Source organism: Streptococcus sp., assembly GCF_030528045.1.
Lineage (GTDB): Bacteria > Bacillota > Bacilli > Lactobacillales > Streptococcaceae > Streptococcus.
In genome coordinates, this window is sequence record NZ_JAUMZR010000031.1 from 1 (window position 1) to 22,895 (window position 22,895).

Annotated in this window: 20 protein-coding genes and 1 riboswitch; of the genes, 3 read left to right on the plus strand and 17 right to left on the minus strand. The window is 41.3% G+C overall.

The genetic code is table 11. The annotated features are described in order from the left end of the window. Positions 1 to 283: 283 nt before the first annotated feature. From Q4A91_RS06890 to Q4A91_RS06960, 15 genes are all read right to left on the minus strand, one after another. Positions 284 to 1,012 (minus strand): ABC transporter ATP-binding protein, encoded by a 729-nt coding sequence (locus Q4A91_RS06890; protein ID WP_303212244.1) that lies wholly within the window; start codon positions 1,010 to 1,012, stop codon positions 284 to 286. Continuing rightward, on the minus strand, positions 1,012 to 2,019 hold the full coding sequence (locus tag Q4A91_RS06895; RefSeq protein ID WP_303212246.1) for an ABC transporter substrate-binding protein: 1,008 nt from the start codon (positions 2,017 to 2,019) through the stop codon (positions 1,012 to 1,014). Before Q4A91_RS06895 ends, Q4A91_RS06890 begins: the two co-directional genes overlap by 1 nt. A gap of 38 nt (positions 2,020 to 2,057) precedes the next feature. Continuing rightward, positions 2,058 to 2,816 (minus strand): ABC transporter permease, encoded by a 759-nt coding sequence (locus tag Q4A91_RS06900; protein ID WP_303212248.1) that lies wholly within the window; start codon positions 2,814 to 2,816, stop codon positions 2,058 to 2,060. Then, complete coding sequence (locus Q4A91_RS06905) at positions 2,779 to 3,069, minus strand: thiamine-binding protein (RefSeq protein WP_303212249.1); 291 nt, start codon at positions 3,067 to 3,069, stop codon at positions 2,779 to 2,781. The genes Q4A91_RS06900 and Q4A91_RS06905 overlap by 38 nt, the downstream gene beginning before the upstream one ends. Positions 3,070 to 3,140: 71 nt before the next feature. Further along, a riboswitch (TPP riboswitch) is annotated at positions 3,141 to 3,243 on the minus strand. A 103-nt stretch (positions 3,244 to 3,346) separates the two neighbouring features. Continuing rightward, positions 3,347 to 5,980, minus strand: a complete 2,634-nt coding sequence (gene polA, locus Q4A91_RS06910; protein ID WP_303212251.1) for a DNA polymerase I — start codon at positions 5,978 to 5,980, stop codon at positions 3,347 to 3,349. Between the two features lie 137 nt (positions 5,981 to 6,117). Further along, complete coding sequence (locus Q4A91_RS06915; RefSeq protein WP_303212252.1) at positions 6,118 to 9,054, minus strand: SIALI-17 repeat-containing surface protein; 2,937 nt, start codon at positions 9,052 to 9,054, stop codon at positions 6,118 to 6,120. A gap of 114 nt (positions 9,055 to 9,168) precedes the next feature. Next, on the minus strand, positions 9,169 to 10,290 hold the full coding sequence (locus tag Q4A91_RS06920; RefSeq protein WP_303212254.1) for a CHAP domain-containing protein: 1,122 nt from the start codon (positions 10,288 to 10,290) through the stop codon (positions 9,169 to 9,171). A 99-nt stretch (positions 10,291 to 10,389) separates the two neighbouring features. After that, entirely contained in the window at positions 10,390 to 10,656 is a 267-nt protein-coding gene (locus Q4A91_RS06925; RefSeq protein ID WP_001278165.1) for a Veg family protein, read from the minus strand. Position 10,657: 1 nt separating this feature from the next. Then, positions 10,658 to 12,010 (minus strand): replicative DNA helicase, encoded by a 1,353-nt coding sequence (gene dnaB / locus Q4A91_RS06930; RefSeq protein ID WP_303212257.1) that lies wholly within the window; start codon positions 12,008 to 12,010, stop codon positions 10,658 to 10,660. A gap of 43 nt (positions 12,011 to 12,053) precedes the next feature. Further along, entirely contained in the window at positions 12,054 to 12,506 is a 453-nt protein-coding gene (rplI, locus tag Q4A91_RS06935) for a 50S ribosomal protein L9 (RefSeq protein WP_000864211.1), read from the minus strand. Then, complete coding sequence (locus Q4A91_RS06940) at positions 12,503 to 14,476, minus strand: DHH family phosphoesterase (protein ID WP_303212260.1); 1,974 nt, start codon at positions 14,474 to 14,476, stop codon at positions 12,503 to 12,505. The genes rplI and Q4A91_RS06940 overlap by 4 nt, the downstream gene beginning before the upstream one ends. 156 nt (positions 14,477 to 14,632) lie before the next feature. Next, a complete protein-coding gene (locus tag Q4A91_RS06945; protein ID WP_303212262.1) occupies positions 14,633 to 15,811 on the minus strand; it encodes an acetyl-CoA C-acetyltransferase in 1,179 nt (392 codons plus the stop codon). A gap of 81 nt (positions 15,812 to 15,892) precedes the next feature. Next, on the minus strand, positions 15,893 to 16,441 hold the full coding sequence (raiA, locus tag Q4A91_RS06950; RefSeq protein ID WP_303212264.1) for a ribosome-associated translation inhibitor RaiA: 549 nt from the start codon (positions 16,439 to 16,441) through the stop codon (positions 15,893 to 15,895). Between the two features lie 79 nt (positions 16,442 to 16,520). Further along, positions 16,521 to 17,183: a ComF family protein gene (locus tag Q4A91_RS06955; protein ID WP_303212266.1), complete on the minus strand. Its 663-nt coding sequence runs from the start codon at positions 17,181 to 17,183 to the stop codon at positions 16,521 to 16,523. After that, on the minus strand, positions 17,180 to 18,478 hold the full coding sequence (locus Q4A91_RS06960) for a DEAD/DEAH box helicase (RefSeq protein ID WP_303212268.1): 1,299 nt from the start codon (positions 18,476 to 18,478) through the stop codon (positions 17,180 to 17,182). The genes Q4A91_RS06955 and Q4A91_RS06960 overlap by 4 nt, the downstream gene beginning before the upstream one ends. A gap of 56 nt (positions 18,479 to 18,534) precedes the next feature. Here Q4A91_RS06960 and Q4A91_RS06965 point away from each other — a divergent pair, with 56 nt between their 5' ends. From Q4A91_RS06965 to cysK, 3 genes are all read left to right on the plus strand, one after another. Continuing rightward, on the plus strand, positions 18,535 to 19,170 hold the full coding sequence (locus Q4A91_RS06965; protein ID WP_303212271.1) for a YigZ family protein: 636 nt from the start codon (positions 18,535 to 18,537) through the stop codon (positions 19,168 to 19,170). A gap of 14 nt (positions 19,171 to 19,184) precedes the next feature. Then, positions 19,185 to 19,628 (plus strand): PH domain-containing protein, encoded by a 444-nt coding sequence (locus Q4A91_RS06970; protein ID WP_303212272.1) that lies wholly within the window; start codon positions 19,185 to 19,187, stop codon positions 19,626 to 19,628. Between the two features lie 96 nt (positions 19,629 to 19,724). After that, complete coding sequence (gene cysK / locus Q4A91_RS06975; protein ID WP_303212275.1) at positions 19,725 to 20,651, plus strand: cysteine synthase A; 927 nt, start codon at positions 19,725 to 19,727, stop codon at positions 20,649 to 20,651. A gap of 103 nt (positions 20,652 to 20,754) precedes the next feature. Here the strand turns inward: cysK and tsf are convergent, their stop codons facing one another. Together tsf and rpsB are read right to left on the minus strand one after the other, a co-directional pair. Beyond that, complete coding sequence (gene tsf / locus Q4A91_RS06980; protein ID WP_303212276.1) at positions 20,755 to 21,795, minus strand: translation elongation factor Ts; 1,041 nt, start codon at positions 21,793 to 21,795, stop codon at positions 20,755 to 20,757. Between the two features lie 77 nt (positions 21,796 to 21,872). Next, positions 21,873 to 22,652 (minus strand): 30S ribosomal protein S2, encoded by a 780-nt coding sequence (gene rpsB / locus Q4A91_RS06985; protein WP_125423540.1) that lies wholly within the window; start codon positions 22,650 to 22,652, stop codon positions 21,873 to 21,875. Positions 22,653 to 22,895 lie beyond the last annotated feature (243 nt).

Here is a 22,895-nt window from a genome sequence, read left to right on the forward strand (position 1 = left end):
ACAAAACGAGTCATCCCTTAAAAAACACTTTATAAAAATTGTACAGAAAAGTGTTTCCTTTTCATCTCTTTTTCACCACATTATCCTCCTTATTGTCTATAATGGTTCAATTATATTATACAGTTCCATTACAAAATGTCAACTAAAATTTATTTATTTTTATATTAACTTACCATTTCTTTAAATAATAAGCCTAATCATGCATGTTCATCAGCTTTGAAACAAAAAATACAAGCAAGGATTTCGCTTGTATTTAATTAATATATACTAATTTCTTAAAAGGCTACGTATTTAATCCCAATTCTGCTAATATTTGTCGTTTGTAGACAATTTTTTGGACTTCCTTGTCCTCACCTTCAGACCAATCTAGTTTAATTTCTGAAACAATCTGCCCAGGACGATTTTTCAAGATATAGATGCGGTCGCTAAGATTGATGGCCTCTTCAATACTATGTGTGATGATGAGGGTCGTCAGTTGCAACTGCTTGTGAATCTCCAGATACCAAGCGTGGAGTTCCATCTTGGTCATCTCATCCAAGGCACTAAAGGCTTCGTCAAGAAGAAAGAGCTTGTGACCAAAAAGATAGGTCCGAAGCAAGGCTACACGCTGGCGCATCCCTCCGCTGAGTTCGTGAGGATACTTATCCCGTACGGTTGTCAGCTGGAAAGTCGCAAGGATTTCATCTGCTCGGGCAATGGCCTCCGCCTTATCCACCTTTTGAATCAAGAGGGGCAGGATGATATTGCCAAGCACCGTCTTGTGCTCCAAAAGGAGATCCTTTTGCAACATATAACTCACGCGCCCCTTAGGATTCTCCTCGCCATCAAGGACAATTCGCCCAAACTGGACTTCTAAAATCCCAGCAATAAGGTTAAAGAGAGTGGTCTTTCCAACACCACTTGGACCTAGGATAGAAACCACTTCACCTGAAGTCACCTGTAGGTTGATGTCCTCTAAAATATTCTCCTCACCATAGGCATAGCTTACATGTTCTAGTTTAATCTCTGTCATTATTTCACAAATTCATTGGTGAAGCCTTTGTCAGTCAAGTCTTCTTTGAGGATGCCATTTTCTTTATCCCACTTGTAGAAGGCATTCCAGCGTTCTGCGTCAAATTGTCCCCATTTTTCCTTGTCGCTTGCATATTCTTTCGACAAGTATTTTTGAGATTCAATGACAAAGTCACGTTTTTCCTTGAGTTCAGGTGCATTCTTAATGAGGATATCTGCTGCTTCTTCTGGGTGTTCCATAGCATATTGGTAGCCTTTTTTGATGGCTTGGATGACTTTGTGAGCTTCTTCCTTGTTGTCTTTGAGATAGTCGTTGTTTGCGATGATAACTGGTGAATAGTAGTCAAACTCCTTGACATAGTCTTTCAAGTACATAAAATTAGCGTCTACGCCTTGCGATTTGGCAAGAATACCATCCCAACCGTAGTAGATCCAAGCAGTGTCAAAGACGCCATTGGCAATTGGTATAATCGAGTTTGAGTCGTTGTTTGGTACTTTTTCAACCTTTTCAAAGTCTCCACCTTGTGATTCTACCAAGGTTTTCAACATAGCCAGTTCCGTTGGGTCATTCCAGGTCCCGTATTTCTTGCCAACCAAGTCTTTTGGACTGGTGACATTGTCCGATTTACGTGAGATGATTCCAGATGTATTGTGCTCAACGATAGCGGCAACGGCAGTGATTCCTGCCCCTTTTTCCAATTTCTTAGCCATGTAATCTTGGAAATACACTGCAAATGGTGCCTTGCCATTAATCACCAAGTCAGATGAGCTTTCTTCTGGTGGCAATTTCAAATCAACATCCACTCCAGCTTCTTTGAAATAACCTTTTTCCTTAGCAACATAAAGCCCTGTGTGGTTGGTATTTGGTGTCCAGTCTAGGATAAAGTCAATCTTCTTGACTTCTGCTTCTTTATTGTCCTTAGAAGCAGTTCCTTGATCACAAGCCACAAGCACGACAGCTACAAGAGCTGTTACAAGCATCAAAAATACTTTCCATGTTTTCTTCATTTTCATTTCCTCTTTTCTTTTTCTAAAACATCCTTATCTTAGGGACGTTTCCATTTAATCACATATTTTTCACTAATATCGACCAACTTCATACCGAGAAGGCTGATAATTGACACCAGAATAATAATGGCAAACATGGTATCATACTGAAACAGTTTCTTGGACTGAATCATGTAGACACCTAGTCCTTCAAAGCCTCCCAACCACTCAGATACCACTGTTGTGATAAAGGCGTAGGAGACACTGACTCTCAGGCCTGCATAAAAGTAGAGCAGACTAACCGGGATTTTAAAATGCCACAGGATTTGCCAAGGCTTGGCTCGCATCAGACTAAACAAGGTCAGCATATCCTTGTCACAATGCCTAAATCCATCCAAAATACTGACAATGATAGGGAAAGTTGTCGTCAAGATTATCAAGACAATCTTGGGCAAAATCCCATAGCCTAGCCACAAGACTAAAATTGGGGCTATGGCAATGGTCGGAATGGTCTGAACAACCACCATCATAGGATAGATAAGATCATTGAGCCAAGTCAGACTGTCCATAAGCACCGCCATGAGGCAAGCAATCAAGACTCCTAAAACCAGCCCCAGCAAAGCCACTCTCAAGGTCGCCCAGCTATGGTGCCAGAGAAATTCTCTATCACGAACAACGGACTGAAGAATTTCAAAAGGGGTTGGCAGGATAAACTTGGGTAAAAGTTTGAATATTCCCGCTAACTGCCAGACCGACAAGACTCCGAGAAATCCCAAAAGACTAATCTGTCGTCTCTTCATACTTTTCAAGTTTCTCATCAATGCTTAAAATCTCTCCTACATTTATTTTGACATTGGCAAAGACATTATCTGCTTCCTGCCCTGCCACTTCAAGCTCTTCTTTGAGAATGCGCATGAGCTCATCAAACTCCCCTTCAAAGACCGTTTCAAGGGGTGTCACCACCATGGTCACGAATTGAGTTTGCAGATAAGCAATCACTTGATCGATAACAACAATTCGATCAATCCCCTGTGATAGGGGCAAGACTTGTAAGGCAATGCTTGCTTTCATAAAAACCTCCTCTTCTCAGTTTTTCTTTTGACAAAAAGAAAAACCTTTGCCATATATGGAAAAGGTGCAGAATTCGGCTAAGTATCGTTCCCTACGCTGGCATTACCCAAATCAGGTGCGGTCGAAGTTTAACACTTCCTCTCAGACTGTACACAGACTCCCATATCTTATATGGACATATAGTAACGCAAATACAAGGGAAAGTCAAGGAAACTGCTTACAGAAAACTATGAAAAAGAGTTTGAAGGCAAATGCTTCAAACTCTTTCATAACTTTCTTATTTAGCCTCGTACCAGGTTGCTCCTTCATTCTCATCTGCGATAAGGGGAACACTGAGCTGGATGGCTTCTTCCATGGTTTGTTTCACTAGAGCTTTAACGGCTGCTAGTTCTGATTTCGGAACCTCAAGGACGATTTCATCGTGCACTTGCAACAGCATCTTGGTCTGATAACCACCTTCAACTAGAGCCTTATCTAGCTGAATCATAGCAATCTTAAGAATATCTGCTGCTGAGCCCTGGATAGGAGAGTTGATGGCAGTCCGCTCTGCAAAACCACGAATGTTGAAGTTGCGCGAATTGATATCTGGTAACTCACGACGACGCTTGAAGAGGGTCTCTACATAGCCCTTATCACGCGCCTCACGCACCACCTCATCCATGTAGTTTTTAATACCTGGGAAGCGTTCAAAGTAAGTATCAATGTAGGCTTTTGCTTCCTTACGGCTGATGCCCAGATTATTAGACAAGCCAAAGTCTGAAATCCCGTAAACCACTCCAAAGTTAACCGCCTTGGCATTACGACGGTCGTTTGGAGTCACATCCTCAGGGCGTTCAATGCCAAAGACCCGCATGGCCGTTGAAGTATGGATGTCAGCTCCCTCTTGAAAGGCCTTAATCAAGTGCTCATCTTTAGAGATATGTGCCAAGACGCGCAACTCAATCTGTGAATAGTCCGAGCTAAGAAGAACACTATCCTCCCATTCAGGTACGAAAGCCTTACGAATCAAACGACCTTGTTCCAAACGTACAGGAATATTTTGCAAGTTTGGATCCACACTAGACAGACGACCTGTCTGAGTCAAGTCCTGTACATAGCGCGTATGAATCTTGCCATCATCCAAAATCCAGTCCTGCAAGCCAACCACATAAGTCGATTGAATCTTGGCAATCTGACGGTAATCTAGGATTTTCTTAACAATTGGTGCAATAGGAGCCAGACGCTCTAGCACATCCACCGCTGTCGAATAACCTGTCTTGGTTTTCTTGGTGTATTCGAGAGGGAGACCGAGCTTTTCAAAAAGCAATTCACCAAGTTGTTTAGGCGAGTTGATATTAAACTCTTCACCAGCTAGCTTATAAATCTCTTGAGTGAGTTGCTCAATGACGACCTCATTTTCAGCCTGCATCTCAAGCAGGGTTTCTTTTTTGACCTTGATCCCAGCAATTTCCATCTTAGCAAGGACAAAAGCCAGAGGTTGCTCCATGTCATAGAGGAGATCTAACTGCCCATGTTCACTGAGTTTTTCAAGTAAAACCGGTTCAGTCTCAACCAATACAGCAACCTTGCGAGCCAAATGCTCCAAGAATTTCTCTCTCTCAGGGATAGCTTTCTTGACCCCCTTACCGTAGAAAGTCTCATCATCAGCCAGATAAGTCTGGCCATAGAGATTCGCAATAGTTGAGATTTCATTATTCTCGACAGTAGAGAGGAGGTATTTGGCCAAGCGACTGTCAAAAGCAGGGGCCTGCAGGTTCAAGCCCAAGCGATTTAAAAGAACCTTCGCTTTCTTAAAGTCATACACTTTCAGAGGTGTTTTTTCTAGAAAATCCTTGAGAATCGGCTCCTGCAAGAGCTCAAGTTTATCTGTAGTGTAAAGTTTATCCCCACAGGACCAGGCAAAACCAACCAAATCATCTGTATGGTAATTTTCACCAAAGAGTTCAAAGTGGAAGATAGAGTCGGCACTCAGCATGTCTTGACTGACTTGGTCAACAATAGTGAAATCCAAGCTCTCAGGCGCATCCTTCGACGAAACATTTAGAGCTTGTTTGAGCTGTTTGAAGCCCATCTCATCGTAGAATTTCCCGAGATTTTCCACATCTGGGCCATTATATACCAAATCATCAAGGCCAATCTCAATCGGTGCCTTGGTATCAATGGTCGCCAGTGTTTTTGACAAAAAGGCCTGTTCCTTATCATTGATGAGATTTTCCTTCATCTTAGAAGCCTTCATGCTATCGATATTTTCATAAATATCTTCAAGAGACCCATGTTCTAACAAGAGCTTAATGCCCGTCTTTTCACCGATTTTCGTGACACCAGGGATATTATCAGACTTATCCCCCATCAGGGCCTTAAGATCAATAAACTGAGCTGGCGTGAGGCCCATCTTTTCCATGAGATAGTCCGGCGTAAAGGCCTCAAACTCAGCCACACCTTTTTTGGAAATCTCGACCACCGTATGCTCATCCGTCAACTGGATCAAGTCCTTGTCTCCGCTAACGATAGTCACATCAAAAGAATCCTTCTCAGCCAAACGGCCTAGAGTCCCGATGATATCATCGGCTTCATACTGGGCCAACTCATAATGGCGAATCCCAAGATGGTCTAACAACTCACGAATGAAGGGAAATTGCCCACGAAACTCATCTGGAGTTTTAGCACGGCCACCCTTGTAGTCTGCATACATCTCTGTTCTAAAAGTCGTCTTACCAGCATCAAAAGCTACCAAAACATGGCTGGGTTCAACTCGCTCCAAAACATGATTCAACATGAGTTGAAAGCCATAGATTGCATTGGTATGAAGGCCATTAGCATTTTTAAAACGATCCAACTGCTGATAGAGCGCAAAAAAAGCTCGAAAAGCAACAGAAGATCCATCGATTAATAATAATTTTTTCTTGTCCATACACCCATTATAAAGGAAAGCAAGGAAAAATACCATCGGAAAGAGCTGAAAAACATGGACTTGTCCCTATTTCACCATAAAAAAGAAAAGGACCATTCAAATCCTTTTCTTTTATTGATTTCATGCGATTTATTTGTTCAATTTTCTCTTTGCAATGGTAGCAAACCAAGAAGGAGACCAATAAATCCTAGCGATGCAACTGCTGAAGCATCTTTGCTTCCTGTATTTGGAAGGAGTTGTTCATCCGTTGCTGCAGGCGCTCTGTAAGTACGATCTTGTTCTGTTCCAAGAGTAGGATTTGTAGCCAAAGGAGCTACACTGCCAGTGTATTCTGGAACTTCATTTACTGCAGGTTCAATCTTTTCAGCATAGGCTGGAATAGTAGTCACTGCCGGAGCACCGCTTTCTGCATAAGGCAGAGCATTGTTTACTATTAGGGTACCACTTTCTCCGTAAGCTGGAACATTTGCTACGGCCGGGGCGCCACTTTCTGCATAAGGCAGAGTGTTGCTTACTATTGGTGTACCGCTTTCTCCGTAAGCTGGAACATTCGCTACGGCTGGAGCGCCACTTTCTGCATAAGGCAGAGCATTGTTTACTATTGGGGTACCGCTTTCTCCGTAAGCTGGAACGTTCGCTACGACTGGAGCGCCACTTTCTGCATAGGCTGGGAGTTCATTTACAGTAGCTTCTACCGCATTTGCACCTTTGTTGTATTCTGGCAACTCTGCAGTTGCAGCTTCTACTGCGTTCACCCCACCTTTAAAGTCTTCAATTTCAAGAACAGCTAACATGACACTGCTTAGAGTCTTAATAGCATTCTCATAGTCTACTAAAGCTTGTTGCAAGTCTTTGACTTGACTATTCTTGTCACCAGAAACTTGTAAACTTGATAATTGCACTTTAATCTTAGCAACTTGCTCTTCTAATTTACTTAGCTCAAGTTTTTTCGCATTACTATTTTCTTCCGCTGCTTCCTTGTCCGCTGCAGCCAGTTTAGCTTGGTCTTGACTTGAGAAATCTTCTTGGCTCATCGCTTCGGCTGGTGTCACCTGATCGCTGTCTTCTGCCAAGAAATCATCTAACAAGTCTGAGGCATCAATGTCACCTTCTTCGATAGCTTTCAAGATGCCGTCCTTGCCAATCACTTCTTTAGCTGCCTTAATCGCCGCTTCCTTATCAGTGATAGTGACACCTTTGTTGATGTCGTCGATTGTCTCTTTTTCAATTTTTTCTAAGGTAGCGATTAAATCTGAGCGAACTTTTGCTGCCTCTTCTGCTGCTTCCTTGTCGGCTGCAGCCAGTTTAGCTTGGTCTTGGCTTGAGAAATCTTCTTGGCTCATCGCTTCGGCCGGTGTCACCTGATCGCTGTCTTCTGCCAAGAAATCATCTAACAAGTCAGATGCTTCAATATCTCCATCTTCGATAGCTTTCAAGATACCGTCCTTGCCAATCACTTCTTTAGCCGCCTTAATCGCTGCTTCCTTATCAGTGATAGTGGCATCCTTGGTGATGTCGTCGATGGTCTCTTTTTCAATTTTTTCTAGGGTAGCGATTAAATCTGAGCGAACTTTTGCTGCTTCCTCAGCTCCTTCCTTATCTGCTGCAGCAAGTTTGGCTTGGTCTTGGCTTGAAAGTTGAGATTGAGTTTTTGCTTCAGCTGGTGTTACTTGATCACTGTCTTCTGTCAAGAAATCTGCCAGCAAGTTGGACGCTTCGATATCGCCATCTTCGATAGCTTTCAAGATAGCATCCTTGCCAATCACTTCTTTAGCCGCCTTAATCGCCGCTTCCTTATCAGTGATAGTGGCATCCTTGGTGATGTCATCAATGGTTGATTTTTCGATACCTTCAAGAGCAGTCAACAATTCGCTGTGAGCCTTAGCTTCTGCAGCTTGCTTAGCTTCTTCCTCTTTCTTAGCCTCCTCGGCTGCTTCCTTATCTGCTGCAGTGAGTTTAGCTTGGTCTTGACTTGAGAAATCTTCTTGGCTCATCGCTTCAGCTGGTATTACCTGATCACTGTCTTCTGCCAAGAAATCATCTAACAAATCTGACGCTTCGATGTCGCCTTCTTCGATAGCTTTCAAGATAGCATCCTTGCCAATCACTTCTTTAGCTGCCTTAATCGCCGCTTCCTTATCAGTGATAGTGACATCTTTGTTGATGTCGTCGATGGTCTCTTTTTCAATTTTTTCTAGGGTAGCGATTAAATCTGAGCGAACTTTGGCTGCATCAACCTGAGCCTCTTTATCAGCTTCGTCTAACTTAGCTTGGTCTTCATCTGTGAATTCTGATACAGGTTCAGCTACTGTTTTGTGCTCGCTCGTATCTGCTGGCCAATCTACAATAACATCACCAATCTCCAAATCCTCATCTGCGATAGCCTTCAAAAGATCTTCTTTACCAATCTCTTCTTTGGCTTCTTTGATAGCCGCTTCTTTATTGGTGATTGAAGCGTCTTTTTTAATATCTTCAATTACAGCATTTTCAAGAGATTCTAGGGCTTGAACCAGAGCATCCGTCGCTTGAGAAACTTGTTCTTTGGCATCTTTTTCAGCCTGGTCTAGTAGAGCCTTCTCCTCAGTAGATAATTTTTTATTAGTTCGAACTTCAGGACCTGTTACCACTGCTTTATCTTCTGCACCTTCTGGCAATTCAGCGATGATATTATCTAAGCTGAGCTCTCCAGACTCAAGAGTATCTGAAATATACATCTTACCGATATATTCCTTCACAGCTTCAGCTGCATCCTCTTTGTCCTCAATCGCTTCCTTATCCTTAATATCACTAATAGCCTGTTCCTCAAGTTCATCCAAAGCCTTCATCAACTCTTCTTTGGTCATTTTAGCTGGATTTGTCTCACCAAGATTAGCTGGACTAGCGTTTTCTGTTCCCTTTTCAGTTTGAGCACCGCTCTCCCCTTCTGTTCCAGCTTGTGGTTGTGCAGGAACAACTGCCTGCTCTTCTGCTTTCCCTTCATCTGCCTTAACTACTGAAGGCTGTGAAACGAGTACACTAGCACCCAATACAGCTGCACTTGCTAAACTTGTTAAAATAACTTTCTTCTTGTCCATTAGACAAAGCCTCTTTTATAGTATAATATTATTATATTATACTATAAAAAGGACGTCGACTAATTCGATATCCATTTTAAAATTTTATAAACAAGAAGAAAGCTTGTATGATGTTTAAGAAACACTTCCTATTCTTACCCCATTACTGTCTAGTCTGTAGCCATCAATAATCGTATTAACAGCTAAGGCTCCCGAAGCATCAACATAGTAATGTTTCCCCGAGACTTGGAACCATTGACTAGCTTTCATCCGGCCAGATTCCTCTAAGTAATACCAAGTTCCCTTGTCTTTAACCCATCCCGTCTGCATCTCACCCGAAGCCTTTAGATAATACCAGTGAGAGCCATCCTTAATCCAGCCAGTTGACATGGTCCCATTTTCTTTTAAATGATACCAATTGCCATTAACTTTTTTCCATCCTGTCGCTAGCTTACCATTCTCTCGGTAATACCAACTCCCTCCTTCTTTTTTCCAGCCTTTCACTGTATTGCTTAACTCTGCATACTGCACATATCTTCTAGCACCACTGTAGGATAGATAGCCGAGCCACTTATAACCATCCTTTTCAAGAACTTGATCATAACTCACACTCTCACCAGCATAATAGTAGTCAATAACCTGTCCTGTACTTGACGGTTGGTCCATAATCGGCGATTTCCCCGTGAATACTATTGTCCCACTAGACGGAAGCTCTGAGCTACGAGCATTCTCACCCGCACTATGGCTAGTAGATAAATCCTTGAAATGAATAAAACCTGTCATCGAACTAGCCTTGACTTTTCGACGATTATACTTTTCTCGAACCCCATAGTTATACTCTTCGATTTCAATCGTATCCCCCGACACATTTGATACCCAGGCCACGTGCCCATAATAACCTTCTGTCGACCAAGCAATAGCCCCAACTTCTGGCTTAGTATCCACACGGTAGCCTTCTCGCCTTGCACGATGTCCCCATTCATTCGCATTTCCATAGGCAGGAGGAATCTCAAAGCCATTTACACTACTCAAACGAAAGGCCGCAAAAGAGGTACACTGGCGAGAATACATCCGCCACTGATCGATTTCAACACTACCATTTTTGTAGTGAAGCGGATAGTCATCACCACGCGCTACACTATCAGCCTGAACCGATTCTCCACCAAATAAAAAGGTACTTGTAACGAACAAAGTAGCCAGCCCTACACCCAACTGATTACATCTACTCTTCTTAACTCCTGATTTAAAAAACGTCATTCATTCTCCTTAATAATATATATTTCCGAGGTTACCCTCGTTTATACTATTCGGGAGAAAAAGAAAAAAGTGAGCAAAGCTCACTTCATTTTAGGATTCTTAGTCTAGATAGCGAATCAAGTTCTTTTCTGTCAAGATATCTGAGTAGGTGAAGGATTCAACGTAAACATTAGCTTGTTTATCTCCCTCAACATCGCCAAATTCAACGATAAATAGAGATGGATAAACCTCAATTAGCTTACCCAATCTATTTTTTTGGCGCTTACGGCCATTCTCCAAAGTCATTTCAACGACTTGTCCCTCATGTGCCTTGATCTCTTCTTTGATTTTTTTCATCTTGGCTACATCTGTAAATGCATCTGACATCTTATGCCTCCCTCTTTGAGATACTTGAAAATTTATTGTATTCTTTTTGGAAAATCAATTCCACCGTTCCACGAGCTCCACTACGGTTTTTCTCGATGATAACCTCAACCTTGTTATTTGGAATTCCTTCCTCTTCTTCACCCGCACGATCGTAGTAGTCGTCACGGTATAGAAAGGCTACAATATCTGCATCCTGCTCGATAGAACCCGATTCACGAATATCAGACAAGACTGGTCTCTTATCCTGACGCTGTTCTACTCCACGAGATAACTGACTAAGAGCAATGACTGGAACTTTCAATTCCTTGGCTAGAATTTTTAGCTGACGAGAAATTTCAGAGACTTCTTGTTGGCGATTCTCACGACCAGTCCCTGTAATAAGCTGTAGGTAGTCGATCAAAATCAAGCCTAGATTGCCTGTTTCTTGAGCTAGTTTGCGTGAGCGCGAACGAATTTCCGTGATTCGAATTCCTGGCGTATCATCGATATAGATACTCGCGTTGGCTAGGTTCCCTTGAGCAATGGTATACTTTTGCCACTCCTCATCAGTCAATTGACCTGTACGGATAGAATGGGACTCCACCAAACCTTCGGCCGCCAACATACGGTCTACTAGACTTTCCGCACCCATTTCTAGCGAAAAGATAGCAACCGTCTTGTCCAACTTAGTCCCGATGTTCTGAGCAATGTTCAAAGCAAAGGCCGTCTTACCAACCGCTGGTCGCGCCGCTAGGATAATTAGTTCCTCCTCATGGAGACCTGTCGTCATATGGTCCAAATCACGGTAGCCCGTTGCAATACCAGTGATATCCGTTGTTTGTTGTGACCGAACTTCTAGATTCCCAAAGTTGATATTTAGAATATCACGGATGTTCTTGAATCCACTACGATTGGCGTTTTCGCTAACATCAATGAGTCCCTTTTCAGCCTGAGCGATGATTTCATCTGCAGGCTTAGAAGCCTCATAAGCTTGGTTGACAGACTCTGTCAACTTGGAAATCAAGCGACGTAGCATAGCCTTTTCGGCTACAATTTTAGCATAATATTCTGCATTGGCTGAAGTTGGTACTGAGTTGACAATTTCAACAAGATAAGACAAGCTACCAATATTTTGGAGATCCCCTTGGCTATCCAAAATCGTTCGAACCGTCGTCGCATCAATCGCTTCCCCACGATCCGACAAATCTACCATCGCTTGGAAAATCAACCGATGAGCATACTTAAAGAAGTCACGAGAATCAATGTATTCTCGGACAAAAACGAGCTTACTCTCATCTATAAAAATAGCCCCCAGAACAGATTGTTCTGCTAAAATATCCTGAGGTTGAACTCGCAGTTCCTCTACTTCTGCCATCCGACTTTCCTTCCTTTTACAATCTTGTCAAGAAGTTGTAAACTTAACCTTCTTTTACACGAAGATTGATGACACTTGTAACATCTTGATAGATCTTCACTGGTACATCAATCAAACCTACTGCTCGAATTGGTGCTTGCACTTGAATATTGCGTTTGTCAATCTTAATACCAAACTGCTTTTGCAATTCTTCTGCAATTTTCTTGTTAGTGATGGAGCCAAATGTACGTCCATCTGGTCCAACCTTTTCAACAAACTCTACAACAGTTTCTTCTGCTTCTAGCTTGGCCTTGATGGCTTTTGCTTCAGCAATCATCTCTGCATGAGCCTTTTCTTCTGATTTTTGTTTTCCACGCAACTCACCCACTGCTTGAGCAGTCGCTTCCTTGGCCAAATTCTTTTTAATCAGGAAGTTTTGAGCGTAGCCAGTTGGTACTTCCTTAATTTCGCCTTTCTTCCCTTTTCCTTTAACATCTGCTAAAAAGATTACTTTCATTCTTCTTTCTCCTTTTCCTTTAGTTCTTCCAAGATTAGTTGAGTCAATTTTTCTCCTGCTTCTGACAAACTCATATCCTCGATTTGCGCAGCTGCTAGATTAAAGTGACCACCGCCACCCAGCTCTTCCATAATGCGTTGCACATTGATTTTACTACGACTTCGAGCCGAGATAGAGATAAATCCTTGTGTATTTTTTGCTAGAACGAAGCTGGCTTCAATACCAGACATAGCCAACATAGCATCGGCAGCCTTACTGATAACAACTGTGTCATAAGTCGTTGAGTCCTTAGCTTGGGCAATCAAGATATCTGAACCTAACTTACGACCTTGTAAAATGAGTTCATTTACCTCACGGTACTCTTCAAAATCTGTCGCAGCAATCTCCTGGATAGCAATACTGTCACTTCCCCGTGTTCTCAGATAGCTAGCCACATCAAAGGTTCGGCTCGTCACGCGAGATGTGAAATTCTTGGTATCCAGCATCATACCAGCCATCAAAACACTGGCCTGCATACGACTCAAACGATTCTTCTTAGAATTTTGGAACTGAATCAATTCTGTGACCAACTCACTGGCACTACTTGCCCCACTTTCAATATAGGTGATGACTGCATTCTCAGGGAAATCCTGATCACGTCTATGATGGTCAATAACAATAGTTTGAGTGAACAAATCATAAAAATCTTTTGACAAGGTCAAAGCCGTCTTGGAATGATCCACTAGAATCAATAATGAACGGTTTGTAACTAACTTCATCGCATCTGTAAGAGATAAAAGTTTCGTGACATCTTCCTTCTTCAAGAACTGAATAGCACGTTCGATATCTGCTGGCATATGGTCTGCATCGTAGACAGCATAACTGTTCTCGATAATATTACTTGCAAACAACTGCATACCGACAGCAGAGCCCAAAGCATCCATGTCTAGATTTTTATGACCGACTACAAAAACCTGGTCAACACTTCGAATCTTATCAGAAATGGCTGTCATCATGGCTCTCGTACGTGTGCGAGTACGTTTAATAGACGCAGCAGTTCCTCCACCGAAGTAGACTGGATTCTTGGTTTCGTTATTTTCCTTGACCACCACCTGGTCACCACCGCGAACTTCTGCTAAGTTCAAGTTGAGCAAGGCAATTTTCCCAATCTCTTCATGGTTTCCATCACCATAAGAAAATCCCATACTTAAAGTTAGGGGTAGATGCCTCTGTTTTGATTCTTCTCGGAAAGTATCAATAACAGAGAATTTATCATTCATCAATTCCTCTAGTACCGTGTAATCTGTGAATACATAAAAACGATCCATCCCCACACGTCGAGAAAACATAGCATACTTACTAGCAAATTCTGAAACAAAATTAGCTACAAAGCTATTGATATGGCTGATATCAGAGTCAGACGTCGCATCCTCCAAATCATCATAGTTATCTACCGAGATGACTCCAATGACCGGACGGCTAGTTACCAATTCGACAGTTGCTTCGTACTCCCCAGAAACATCAAAGAAATACAAAACACCCGAAGCCTTGTCCATATGAACAGCATATCGTGTTTCGCCCAAGGTAGCATACGAACCAGGATTCCCAACAGAAGCCTTGATGATGGTTTGAATTAACTCAACATCAATTTCGCCTTCTTCAGTAGTCAAAATCAACTCAGCATAAGGATTAAACCATTCCACTTCGCCAGTAGATAGGTCTAATTTCAGAACACCAACCGGCATTTGTTCGAGCAGCGTGTTTAAGCTATCTTCAGCTTGGTGATTTACATATTGGATTTGTTCAATTTCGCTCTTTTCATACTGTTTTTTTTGCCAAACGAATAAAAGCAAATAAAGAAGTACAAATAAAAACAAGACACTGATTGTTACAACATTATTTTGTGAAAAAATAATCAGCAAAGTTAAGATTCCGAAAGTTGCAAGTCCTAGCAAGACCGCAGAAAACGGGATTAAATTATTTTTTTTCATTCTAAACCTCTTGCGCATTATTATATCACAAAAACCCTTAAAAAGCGACCTTTTAAAAGATGCAAGCCCTTCTTTCATGATTGATTTCTCTAACTTCAGACACAAAAAGAGGAGGGAATCATCACCCTCCTACCCACGTGTTCAGATCACTAACACCTAGCGTTCCACGATAAGGGCAGTCCCCATCCCTCCTCCGATACAGAGAGTTGCTAAGCCAGTTTTAGCATCACGTTTCATCATCTCATGTACCAGCGTTACTAGGATACGGCAACCGGAAGCCCCAATTGGGTGACCAAGAGCAATGGCGCCACCATTGACGTTGACAATATCTGTGTTGAAACCAAGTGTTTTACCAACTGCACAAGCCTGGGCAGCAAAAGCTTCATTTGACTCAATCAAGTCGAGATCTTCAACTGTCAAATTGCCTTTTTCAAGAGCCTTGCGAGTCGCATAAATCGGTCCACATCCCATCATCTTAGGATCCAAACCTGCACTTGCATACGAACGAATGCGGGCAATCACTGAAAGTCCTAATTCTTCAGCTTTTTCAGAACTCATGATTAAGACAGCTGCTGCCCCGTCATTGATTCCTGAAGCATTTCCCGCTGTGACAGAACCGTCTTTTTTGAAAACAGGATCTAGCTTAGACAAACTCTTTAAGCTAGTATCTTTTCTAGGATATTCATCTGTATCAAAAACGATAGGATTGCCTTTGCATCGAGGAATGACCACTGGCACTATCTCTTCTTTAAAGCGTCCAGATTCTATAGCTGCAACTGCTCGTTTTTGTGACTCTAAAGCAAGAGCATCTTGTTCTTCTCGACTGATACCATATTCTTCAGCCACATTTTCAGCTGCAATCCCCATATGGTATTCGTTAAAGGCATCAGACAAACCGTCCTTAATCATGGTATCTACCACTTTCGAATCTCCCATACGACCACCCCAACGGAAACTTGGCAAAACGTATGGAGCCTGACTCATGTTTTCTGCACCACCAGCTACGATAATATCTGCATCGCCACATCGAATCGCTTGAGCAGCCAACTGAACGGCCTTCAAACCGGAACCACAAACCTTGTTGATAGTAAAGGCTGGTGTAAATTCAGAGAATCCTGCATGAACGCTCATTTGACGAGCTACGTTTTGACCTAAACCTGCGCCTAGGACATTCCCCATAATCACTTCGTCTACCTGCTCTGGTTTGACATTGGCTTTTTCCAAAGCACTCTTAATAACCAAAGCTCCCAAATCAACAGCTGAAACATTCTTCAAACTTCCTCCAAAGGAGCCTATTGGAGTTCGCACTGCTGAAACAATCACCACGTCTTTCATAACTGCCCTCGTTTATACCTTTTATAATAATGCAATACAAAAGTGGTTTACACTGGTGTAAACCACTTTAAAAATTCTATTTTATGATTCTTTCACTTCTAACAAACCGACTTCACCATCTTCACGGCGATACAAAACATTAGTTGTTTGATCTTCTACATCTACATAGATAAAGAAATCATGTCCCAATAAATCCATTTGGAGAAGAGCTTCTTCTAAATCCATTGGTTTCAAATCAATTTGTTTTGAACGAACAACTTTTGGTTGCACAACATTTGCATCTTCAACTAGAGCATCTGTAAAGAGTTGACTTGTCGCAACTTTATTTTTATTCTTACGTTCGATTTTAGTTTTATTTTTACGAATCTGACGTTCAATTTTATCTGTTACAAGATCGATAGAGCCATACATATCTTGAGAAATATCCTCAGCACGAAGAGTAATAGATCCAATTGGAATTGTTACTTCAACCTTTGCTGTTTTTTCACGGTAAACTTTCAAGTTCACACGTGCATCCAACTCCTGCTCAGGTTGGAAATACTTTTCGATCTTTTCGAGTTTAGAAACTACATAATCACGAATTGCTTCTGTTACTTCTAGGTTTTCACCACGGATACTATATTTAATCATATAAGTACCTTCTTTCTAAACATTTTTGTTTTTCTAACTATATTATAACGCTTTCATTTTCATTTTGCAAATTTTTTCCTCATCTTACAAGGGAAAAAGTTTTAACTTCCAAAGCACCTGCTTCTGCCAAAAGTCGTTTCACACGATTCACAGTTGCCCCTGTTGTATAGATGTCATCAATCAGCAAAATCTTCTTAGGAAGTGAGATTCCATCTTTAATAAAAAATGGAATTTCAGTAGCTAACCTTTCCAAACGGCTTTTAGAAGAACTAGCGCTCTCTTCTCTTTTTCCTAATATATCTTTAAAAGAAAAGCCTGCTGCCTCAACCAAACCTTCAACCTGGTTAAATCCCCTCTCAAGCAACCTTTCAGGACTTAGGGGAATCAACACAAATTGATATCCTCTATACTTTTTCAGCTCCTCAGCAAGAACGGAAGCAAAAACTTTTCTAAGCAAAAAATCGCCATCAAACTTATATCTACTGAAAAAGTCTTTCATAGCTTGATTATAGGTAAAGATTGCCTTATGATCAACGTGAACTCCTTCTTTACACCAAAGTTTACAATCTTGACATTGAGTTGACACCCCTGTTTTCATACAGTTTGGACAATAATTCTCACCAATCTTCTCAAAATTAGAAGCACAAGCTGAGCAAAGATAACTGCAGTCATCCTTCAAAAGGAAGAGACTGCTAAAAGTCAGCTCACTCTTTGTAGTCTGGCCACATAATAAACAGTTCATAACCCTGCCTCCTTATTCATCTGCTTGATTTCCTTGATTGCCTTTTTGATAGAAACATTTAATCCATCATGAAAGAAGAGCAACTCACCAGCTGGTCTATCCATACTGCGTCCAACTCGCCCTCCAATCTGAATCAAACTAGACTTGGTAAAGAGACGATGATTAGCTTCTACTACGAAAACATCCACACAAGGGAAGGTAACCCCGCGTTCCAAGATTGTCGTACTGATCAGTATTGTTAGTTCTCCATCTCGAAAAGCTTGCACCTGCTCTAATCGGTCTTCTGTCACAGAAGACACAAAGCCGATATTCTCATTCGGGTACTGCTCCTTCAAGATTTCTTTTAGTTTTTCGCCTTTTTTAATCTCCGATGCAAAAATCAGCAAAGGATAACCTGTTCTTCTCTGTTTCTCAATGTAGGTCTTTAACTTGGATGACAACTGACTTTTCTCTAAACAGTGATTAAAATCTGATAACCAGACTGGTTTAGGAATAATCAAAGGATTTCCATGAAACCGTCTCGGCAAGCTTAATCGTTTTAATTCTCCTGTGCGAACCTTCCTATCTAACTCATCTGTAGAAGTTGCTGTAAGGAATATCCTTAATCCATCCTCCTTTGCACTATTCTTTACAGCATAGTAAAGCATAGTGTTGTCAACATAAGGAAAGGCATCTACCTCATCCACTATCAACAAATCAAAAGCATGATAAAATTTTAATAACTGATGAGTTGTCGCAACTACTAAGGGAGTTCGAAAATAGGGCTCTGATTCGCCATGGAGTAGCGCTATATCGCAAGCAAAGTCATTCTGCAGTCGCTTACACAGTTCTAAACATACATCAATTCGAGGACTGGCTAAACAAACTGCACCACCATCATCAATCACTTTGGCCACAACTTGATAAATCATCTCTGTCTTTCCAGCTCCTGTCACAGCATGAACTAAAATCGGTTCTTTCTTTTCGACTGCTCGAATCAACCCCTCTGATACCTTTTCCTGAAAAGGGGTTAACTGACCACGCCATTTGAGAACATCTTGCTTAGGAAAATCTTCCTGCGGAAAATAGTATAAAGCTTGATCACTCCTGACTCGCTTCATCAGCAAGCACTCCCTGCAATAGTAGGCGCCAATAGGCAAATACCATTCTTCTAGAATACTACTATTACAACGTTGACAAAACAGTTTCCCTTTCTCTTTTCTCATTGCTGGCAGTCTCACTGCTACCTGTCGTTCTTCTTCAGTTAATTCTTTATCAGTAAACAAGCGACCGAGATAATTTGGATTTACTTTCATACTTTAATATTCGCAAAAATCTAGCGCTTTAGGTAATTTTTTAGTACAATTAAATCATGGAATTTAGAACAATTAAAGAGGATGGGCAGGTCCAAGAAGAAATCAAAAAATCCCGATTTATCTGTCATGTCAAGCGTGTTTATAGCGAAGAAGAGGCTCGTGACTTCATCACTACCATCAAAAAAGAACACTATAAAGCCACCCATAACTGCTCTGCTTTTATTCTAGGGGAACGCAGTGAAATCAAGCGTACGAGTGATGATGAGGAACCTAGTGGTACTGCTGGAGTCCCTATGCTGGGTGTCTTAGAAAATCATAATCTAACCAATCTCTGTGTGGTAGTGACACGCTACTTTGGTGGCATCAAACTAGGTGCTGGCGGTTTAATTCGTGCTTATGCAGGTAGTGTGGCCTTGGCTGTCAAAGAAATTGGCATTATTGAAATCAAAGAACAGGCTGGTATAGCCATTCAGATGTCTTACGCTCAGTATCAAGAATATGGCAATTTCCTTAGAGAGCATAAACTCTTAGAACTCGAGACAAATTTTACAGATCAAGTTGATACAATGATCTATGTTGATAAGGAAGAGAAAGAAAATATCAAAGCCGCTCTTGTTGAGTTCTTTAATGGAAAAATCACTTTAACAGATCAAGGTTTACGAGAAGTTGAAGCCCCTGTAAACTTAGTGTAAACAAAGGAGAAAGTATGGCTTTTAGGAAATTTCTTCAAGGACTTGCTGGAAATTTTAGCGAGGAAAACAAAGAGACTCTTATTAAAGAATATGGCCAATACCTACTAGAGAATGAAGAAATTCAAAGTGGATATAAACTTATTCGTGATTCAATCATCTTTACAAATATCCGTATTATTTTTACAGATAAGCAAGGTGCCACTGGTCGCAAGGTGTCTGTTAAGTCACTCTTTTTGATGAACATTGTAAACGTTGAAATGGAAACTGCGGGAGCAGGTATAGATGATAGTGAGATTACGATCACTTATTTAGAAAATGTCTTTCTAAAAGCACATAATGAGCATCTGAGTTTCCATAAATTTGAATTCCCTAAAAAAACGGACATCCTCCCTCTTTACACCTATTTATTAGAATTGGCTTATCACAATCGATTAAAAATTAATGGCTTAGACCTTTGATATAAAAAAATCCTATCACTTTGATAGGATTTCTATATTTTACAAATAGCCTTAAGCGCGTTATACTAGTATCATCTTATACAAAGAGGTATATCTATGGCTATTTATAACAATATCACTGAACTTATTGGACAAACACCGATTGTTAAACTTAACAACATTGTTCCAGAGGGGGCTGCAGATGTCTATGTTAAACTAGAAGCTTTTAACCCTGGATCGTCAGTAAAAGACCGTATTGCCCTTAGCATGATTGAAAAAGCGGAACAAGATGGTATTCTAAAACCGGGTGCTACTATTGTTGAAGCAACGAGTGGAAACACTGGTATCGGTCTTTCATGGGTCGGTGCTGCTAAAGGATATAAAGTTGTTATCGTCATGCCTGAAACGATGAGTGTGGAAAGACGTAAGATTATCCAAGCCTATGGTGCTGAACTCGTCCTTACTCCTGGTAGCGAAGGAATGAAAGGGGCTATTGCCAAAGCTCAGGAAATCGCCGCTGAACGTGACGGCTTCCTTCCACTCCAATTTAATAATCCAGCTAACCCAGAAGTACACGAAAGAACAACAGGAGCTGAAATACTGGCTGCTTTCGGTTCTGATGGTTTAGATGCTTTTGTGGGTGGTGTTGGCACCGGTGGAACGATCTCAGGTGTTTCTCACGCTCTTAAAGCAGCAAATCCAAACATTCAAGTTTATGCAGTTGAGGCAGACGAGTCAGCTATCTTGTCTGGTGAAAAGCCAGGACCTCACAAAATTCAAGGCATCTCAGCTGGATTTATTCCTGAAACACTTGATACAAAGGCCTATAATGGTATCGTCCGCGTAACGTCAGATGATGCTCTAGCACTTGGCCGTGAAATTGGTGGAAAAGAAGGCTTCCTTGTTGGGATTTCTTCAGCTGCAGCGATTTACGGGGCAATTGAAGTTGCTAAGAAATTAGGTACAGGTAAGAAAGTACTTGCTTTAGCACCAGATAACGGCGAACGTTATTTGTCTACAGCACTCTATGAATTTGAAGTGTAGCCTCCTAAATGCACTTAGCCCTTATTAAAGGGCTTTTTGTTTACTCATATAGAGCCTACTCTCTAGACCAAAAGAAAAAGGAAGCCATTTGCTTCCTTTTCTATTAGTTATTCAAGGCTGCTGCCATTGTAGCTGCAACTTCTGCTTCAAAGTCGTTTGCAGCTTTCTCGATACCTTCACCAACTTCAAAGCGAGCGAACTCAACTACTGAAGCATTTACTGATTCAAGGTAAGCTTCAACTGTCTTGCTGTCATCCATGATGTATACTTGTGCAAGAAGTGTGTATGCTTGGTCAACTTTAGTGTTGTCAAGCATGAAGCGGTCCATTTTACCTGGGATGATTTTGTCCCAGATTTTTTCTGGTTTGCCTTCTGCAGCCAATTCAGCTTTGATGTCAGCTTCAGCTTGAGCAATCACTTCATCAGACAATTGTGCTTTTGATCCATACTTCAAGTGTGGAAGAGCTGGTTTACCAACCATTGCACGGCTTTCGTTATCTTGATCGATTACGTGGTTCAATTGTGCCAACTCATCTTTAACAAATTGCTCATCCAATTCTTTGTAAGAAAGAACTGTTGGTTTCATCGCAGCAATGTGCATTGAGATTTGTTTAGCAAGCGCTTCATCTCCACCTTCGATTACAGAGATAACACCGATACGTCCACCATTGTGTTGGTATGCTCCGAAGTGTTGTGCATCTGTTTTTTCAAGCAAAGCAAAACGACGGAATGAGATTTTTTCACCGATTGTAGCTGTTGCAGATACATATGCAGCTTCAAGAGTTTCACCTGAAGGCATTGTCAAAGCAAGTGCTTCTTCGTTGTTAGCTGGTTTTCCTTCAGCAATTACTTTAGCTGTTGCGTTTACCAAGTCAACGAATTGAGCGTTTTTCGCAACGAAGTCAGTTTCAGCATTTACTTCAACTACTGCTGCAACGTTACCGTTAACAAATACACCAGTCAAACCTTCAGCTGCAACACGGTCAGCTTTCTTAGCTGCCTTAGCCATACCTTTTTCGCGAAGCAATTCGATCGCTTTTTCGATATCACCTTCAACTTCAACCAATGCTTTCTTAGCGTCCATAACACCAGCACCAGATTTTTCACGTAACTCTTTAACAAGTTTAGCTGTAATTTCTGCCATTTTGATTCTCCTATATTTTTTAAAATAGGAGAGCCGGGCTAAGCCCCGCCCTCCTAGGTAATGATTACTTATATAAATTAAGCGTTGTCGCCTTCTACAACTTCAACGATTTCTTCGATTGAGTCAGCTTGAGCTTCTGAAGCTACAAATTCTGCTTCAACTGCTGCTGCATCTTCACCTTGACGTCCTTCGATGATAGCGTCAGCTAATTTAGCTGTGATCAATTTAACAGCGCGGATAGCGTCATCGTTAGCTGGGATGATTACATCGATATCGTCTGGATCAGTGTTTGTGTCAACCATCGCTACAACTGGGATACCCAATTTTTTAGCTTCTTTAACAGCGATTTGTTCTTTATGTGGGTCAACTACGTACATTACATCTGGGATACGAGGCATGTCTTCGATACCACCCAAGAATTTTTCAAGACGTGCACGTTGTTTGTTAAGAAGTGCAACTTCTTTCTTAGGAAGAACGTCGAAGATTCCTTCTTCTTCCATACGTTTGATTTCTTTCAAACGAGCAATACGTTTTTGGATAGTTCCCCAGTTAGTAAGAGTTCCACCCAACCAACGGTGGTTGATGTAGTATTGACCTGAACGCTCTGCTTCTTCTTTAACAGCGTCAGCAGCTTGTTTCTTAGTACCAACAAACAATACAACTGCATCGTTAGCTGCTGCATCACGCATAAAGTCGTATGCTTGGTCAGCGTATTTTACAGTTTGTTGCAAGTCGATAACGTGGATTCCGTTACGCTCAGTGAAGATGTACTTAGCCATCTTAGGGTTCCAGCGACGAGTTTGGTGACCAAAGTGTACACCAGCCTCAAGAAGTTGTTTCATTGAAATTACTGCCATGAGTATTTCTCCTTTTTGTTTTTTTCCTCTCCTCGACTTCAACTTGCAAAACGACCCGAGGGCAACAGTTTCACAATTCATCAAGAATGAGTATTATCGTTTACACGACAAGTTTCATTTTACCACATTTTAGCGATATTTTCAAGTGGTTTTGATAGATTTCGGCCTTGCTTTCTATAAAAAATAATGGCTCTATAATATCTGTAGTGGGTAAAAACCACTATGGAAATTATGGAGCTTTTT

What these genes read in the sequence shown, in the direction of transcription:
- Q4A91_RS06890 (WP_303212244.1), bottom strand. Translation starts at nt 1,012, where the DNA reads ATGACAGAGATTAAACTAGAACATGTAAGCTATGCCTATGGTGAGGAG.
- Q4A91_RS06895 (WP_303212246.1), bottom strand. Translation starts at nt 2,019, where the DNA reads ATGAAGAAAACATGGAAAGTATTTTTGATGCTTGTAACAGCTCTTGTA.
- Q4A91_RS06900 (WP_303212248.1), bottom strand. Translation starts at nt 2,816, where the DNA reads ATGAGAAACTTGAAAAGTATGAAGAGACGACAGATTAGTCTTTTGGGA.
- Q4A91_RS06905 (WP_303212249.1), bottom strand. Translation starts at nt 3,069, where the DNA reads ATGAAAGCAAGCATTGCCTTACAAGTCTTGCCCCTATCACAGGGGATT.
- polA (WP_303212251.1), bottom strand. Translation starts at nt 5,980, where the DNA reads ATGGACAAGAAAAAATTATTATTAATCGATGGATCTTCTGTTGCTTTT.
- Q4A91_RS06915 (WP_303212252.1), bottom strand. Translation starts at nt 9,054, where the DNA reads ATGGACAAGAAGAAAGTTATTTTAACAAGTTTAGCAAGTGCAGCTGTA.
- Q4A91_RS06920 (WP_303212254.1), bottom strand. Translation starts at nt 10,290, where the DNA reads ATGACGTTTTTTAAATCAGGAGTTAAGAAGAGTAGATGTAATCAGTTG.
- Q4A91_RS06925 (WP_001278165.1), bottom strand. Translation starts at nt 10,656, where the DNA reads ATGTCAGATGCATTTACAGATGTAGCCAAGATGAAAAAAATCAAAGAA.
- dnaB (WP_303212257.1), bottom strand. Translation starts at nt 12,010, where the DNA reads ATGGCAGAAGTAGAGGAACTGCGAGTTCAACCTCAGGATATTTTAGCA.
- rplI (WP_000864211.1), bottom strand. Translation starts at nt 12,506, where the DNA reads ATGAAAGTAATCTTTTTAGCAGATGTTAAAGGAAAAGGGAAGAAAGGC.
- Q4A91_RS06940 (WP_303212260.1), bottom strand. Translation starts at nt 14,476, where the DNA reads ATGAAAAAAAATAATTTAATCCCGTTTTCTGCGGTCTTGCTAGGACTT.
- Q4A91_RS06945 (WP_303212262.1), bottom strand. Translation starts at nt 15,811, where the DNA reads ATGAAAGACGTGGTGATTGTTTCAGCAGTGCGAACTCCAATAGGCTCC.
- raiA (WP_303212264.1), bottom strand. Translation starts at nt 16,441, where the DNA reads ATGATTAAATATAGTATCCGTGGTGAAAACCTAGAAGTAACAGAAGCA.
- Q4A91_RS06955 (WP_303212266.1), bottom strand. Translation starts at nt 17,183, where the DNA reads ATGAACTGTTTATTATGTGGCCAGACTACAAAGAGTGAGCTGACTTTT.
- Q4A91_RS06960 (WP_303212268.1), bottom strand. Translation starts at nt 18,478, where the DNA reads ATGAAAGTAAATCCAAATTATCTCGGTCGCTTGTTTACTGATAAAGAA.
- Q4A91_RS06965 (WP_303212271.1), top strand. Translation starts at nt 18,535, where the DNA reads ATGGAATTTAGAACAATTAAAGAGGATGGGCAGGTCCAAGAAGAAATC.
- Q4A91_RS06970 (WP_303212272.1), top strand. Translation starts at nt 19,185, where the DNA reads ATGGCTTTTAGGAAATTTCTTCAAGGACTTGCTGGAAATTTTAGCGAG.
- cysK (WP_303212275.1), top strand. Translation starts at nt 19,725, where the DNA reads ATGGCTATTTATAACAATATCACTGAACTTATTGGACAAACACCGATT.
- tsf (WP_303212276.1), bottom strand. Translation starts at nt 21,795, where the DNA reads ATGGCAGAAATTACAGCTAAACTTGTTAAAGAGTTACGTGAAAAATCT.
- rpsB (WP_125423540.1), bottom strand. Translation starts at nt 22,652, where the DNA reads ATGGCAGTAATTTCAATGAAACAACTTCTTGAGGCTGGTGTACACTTT.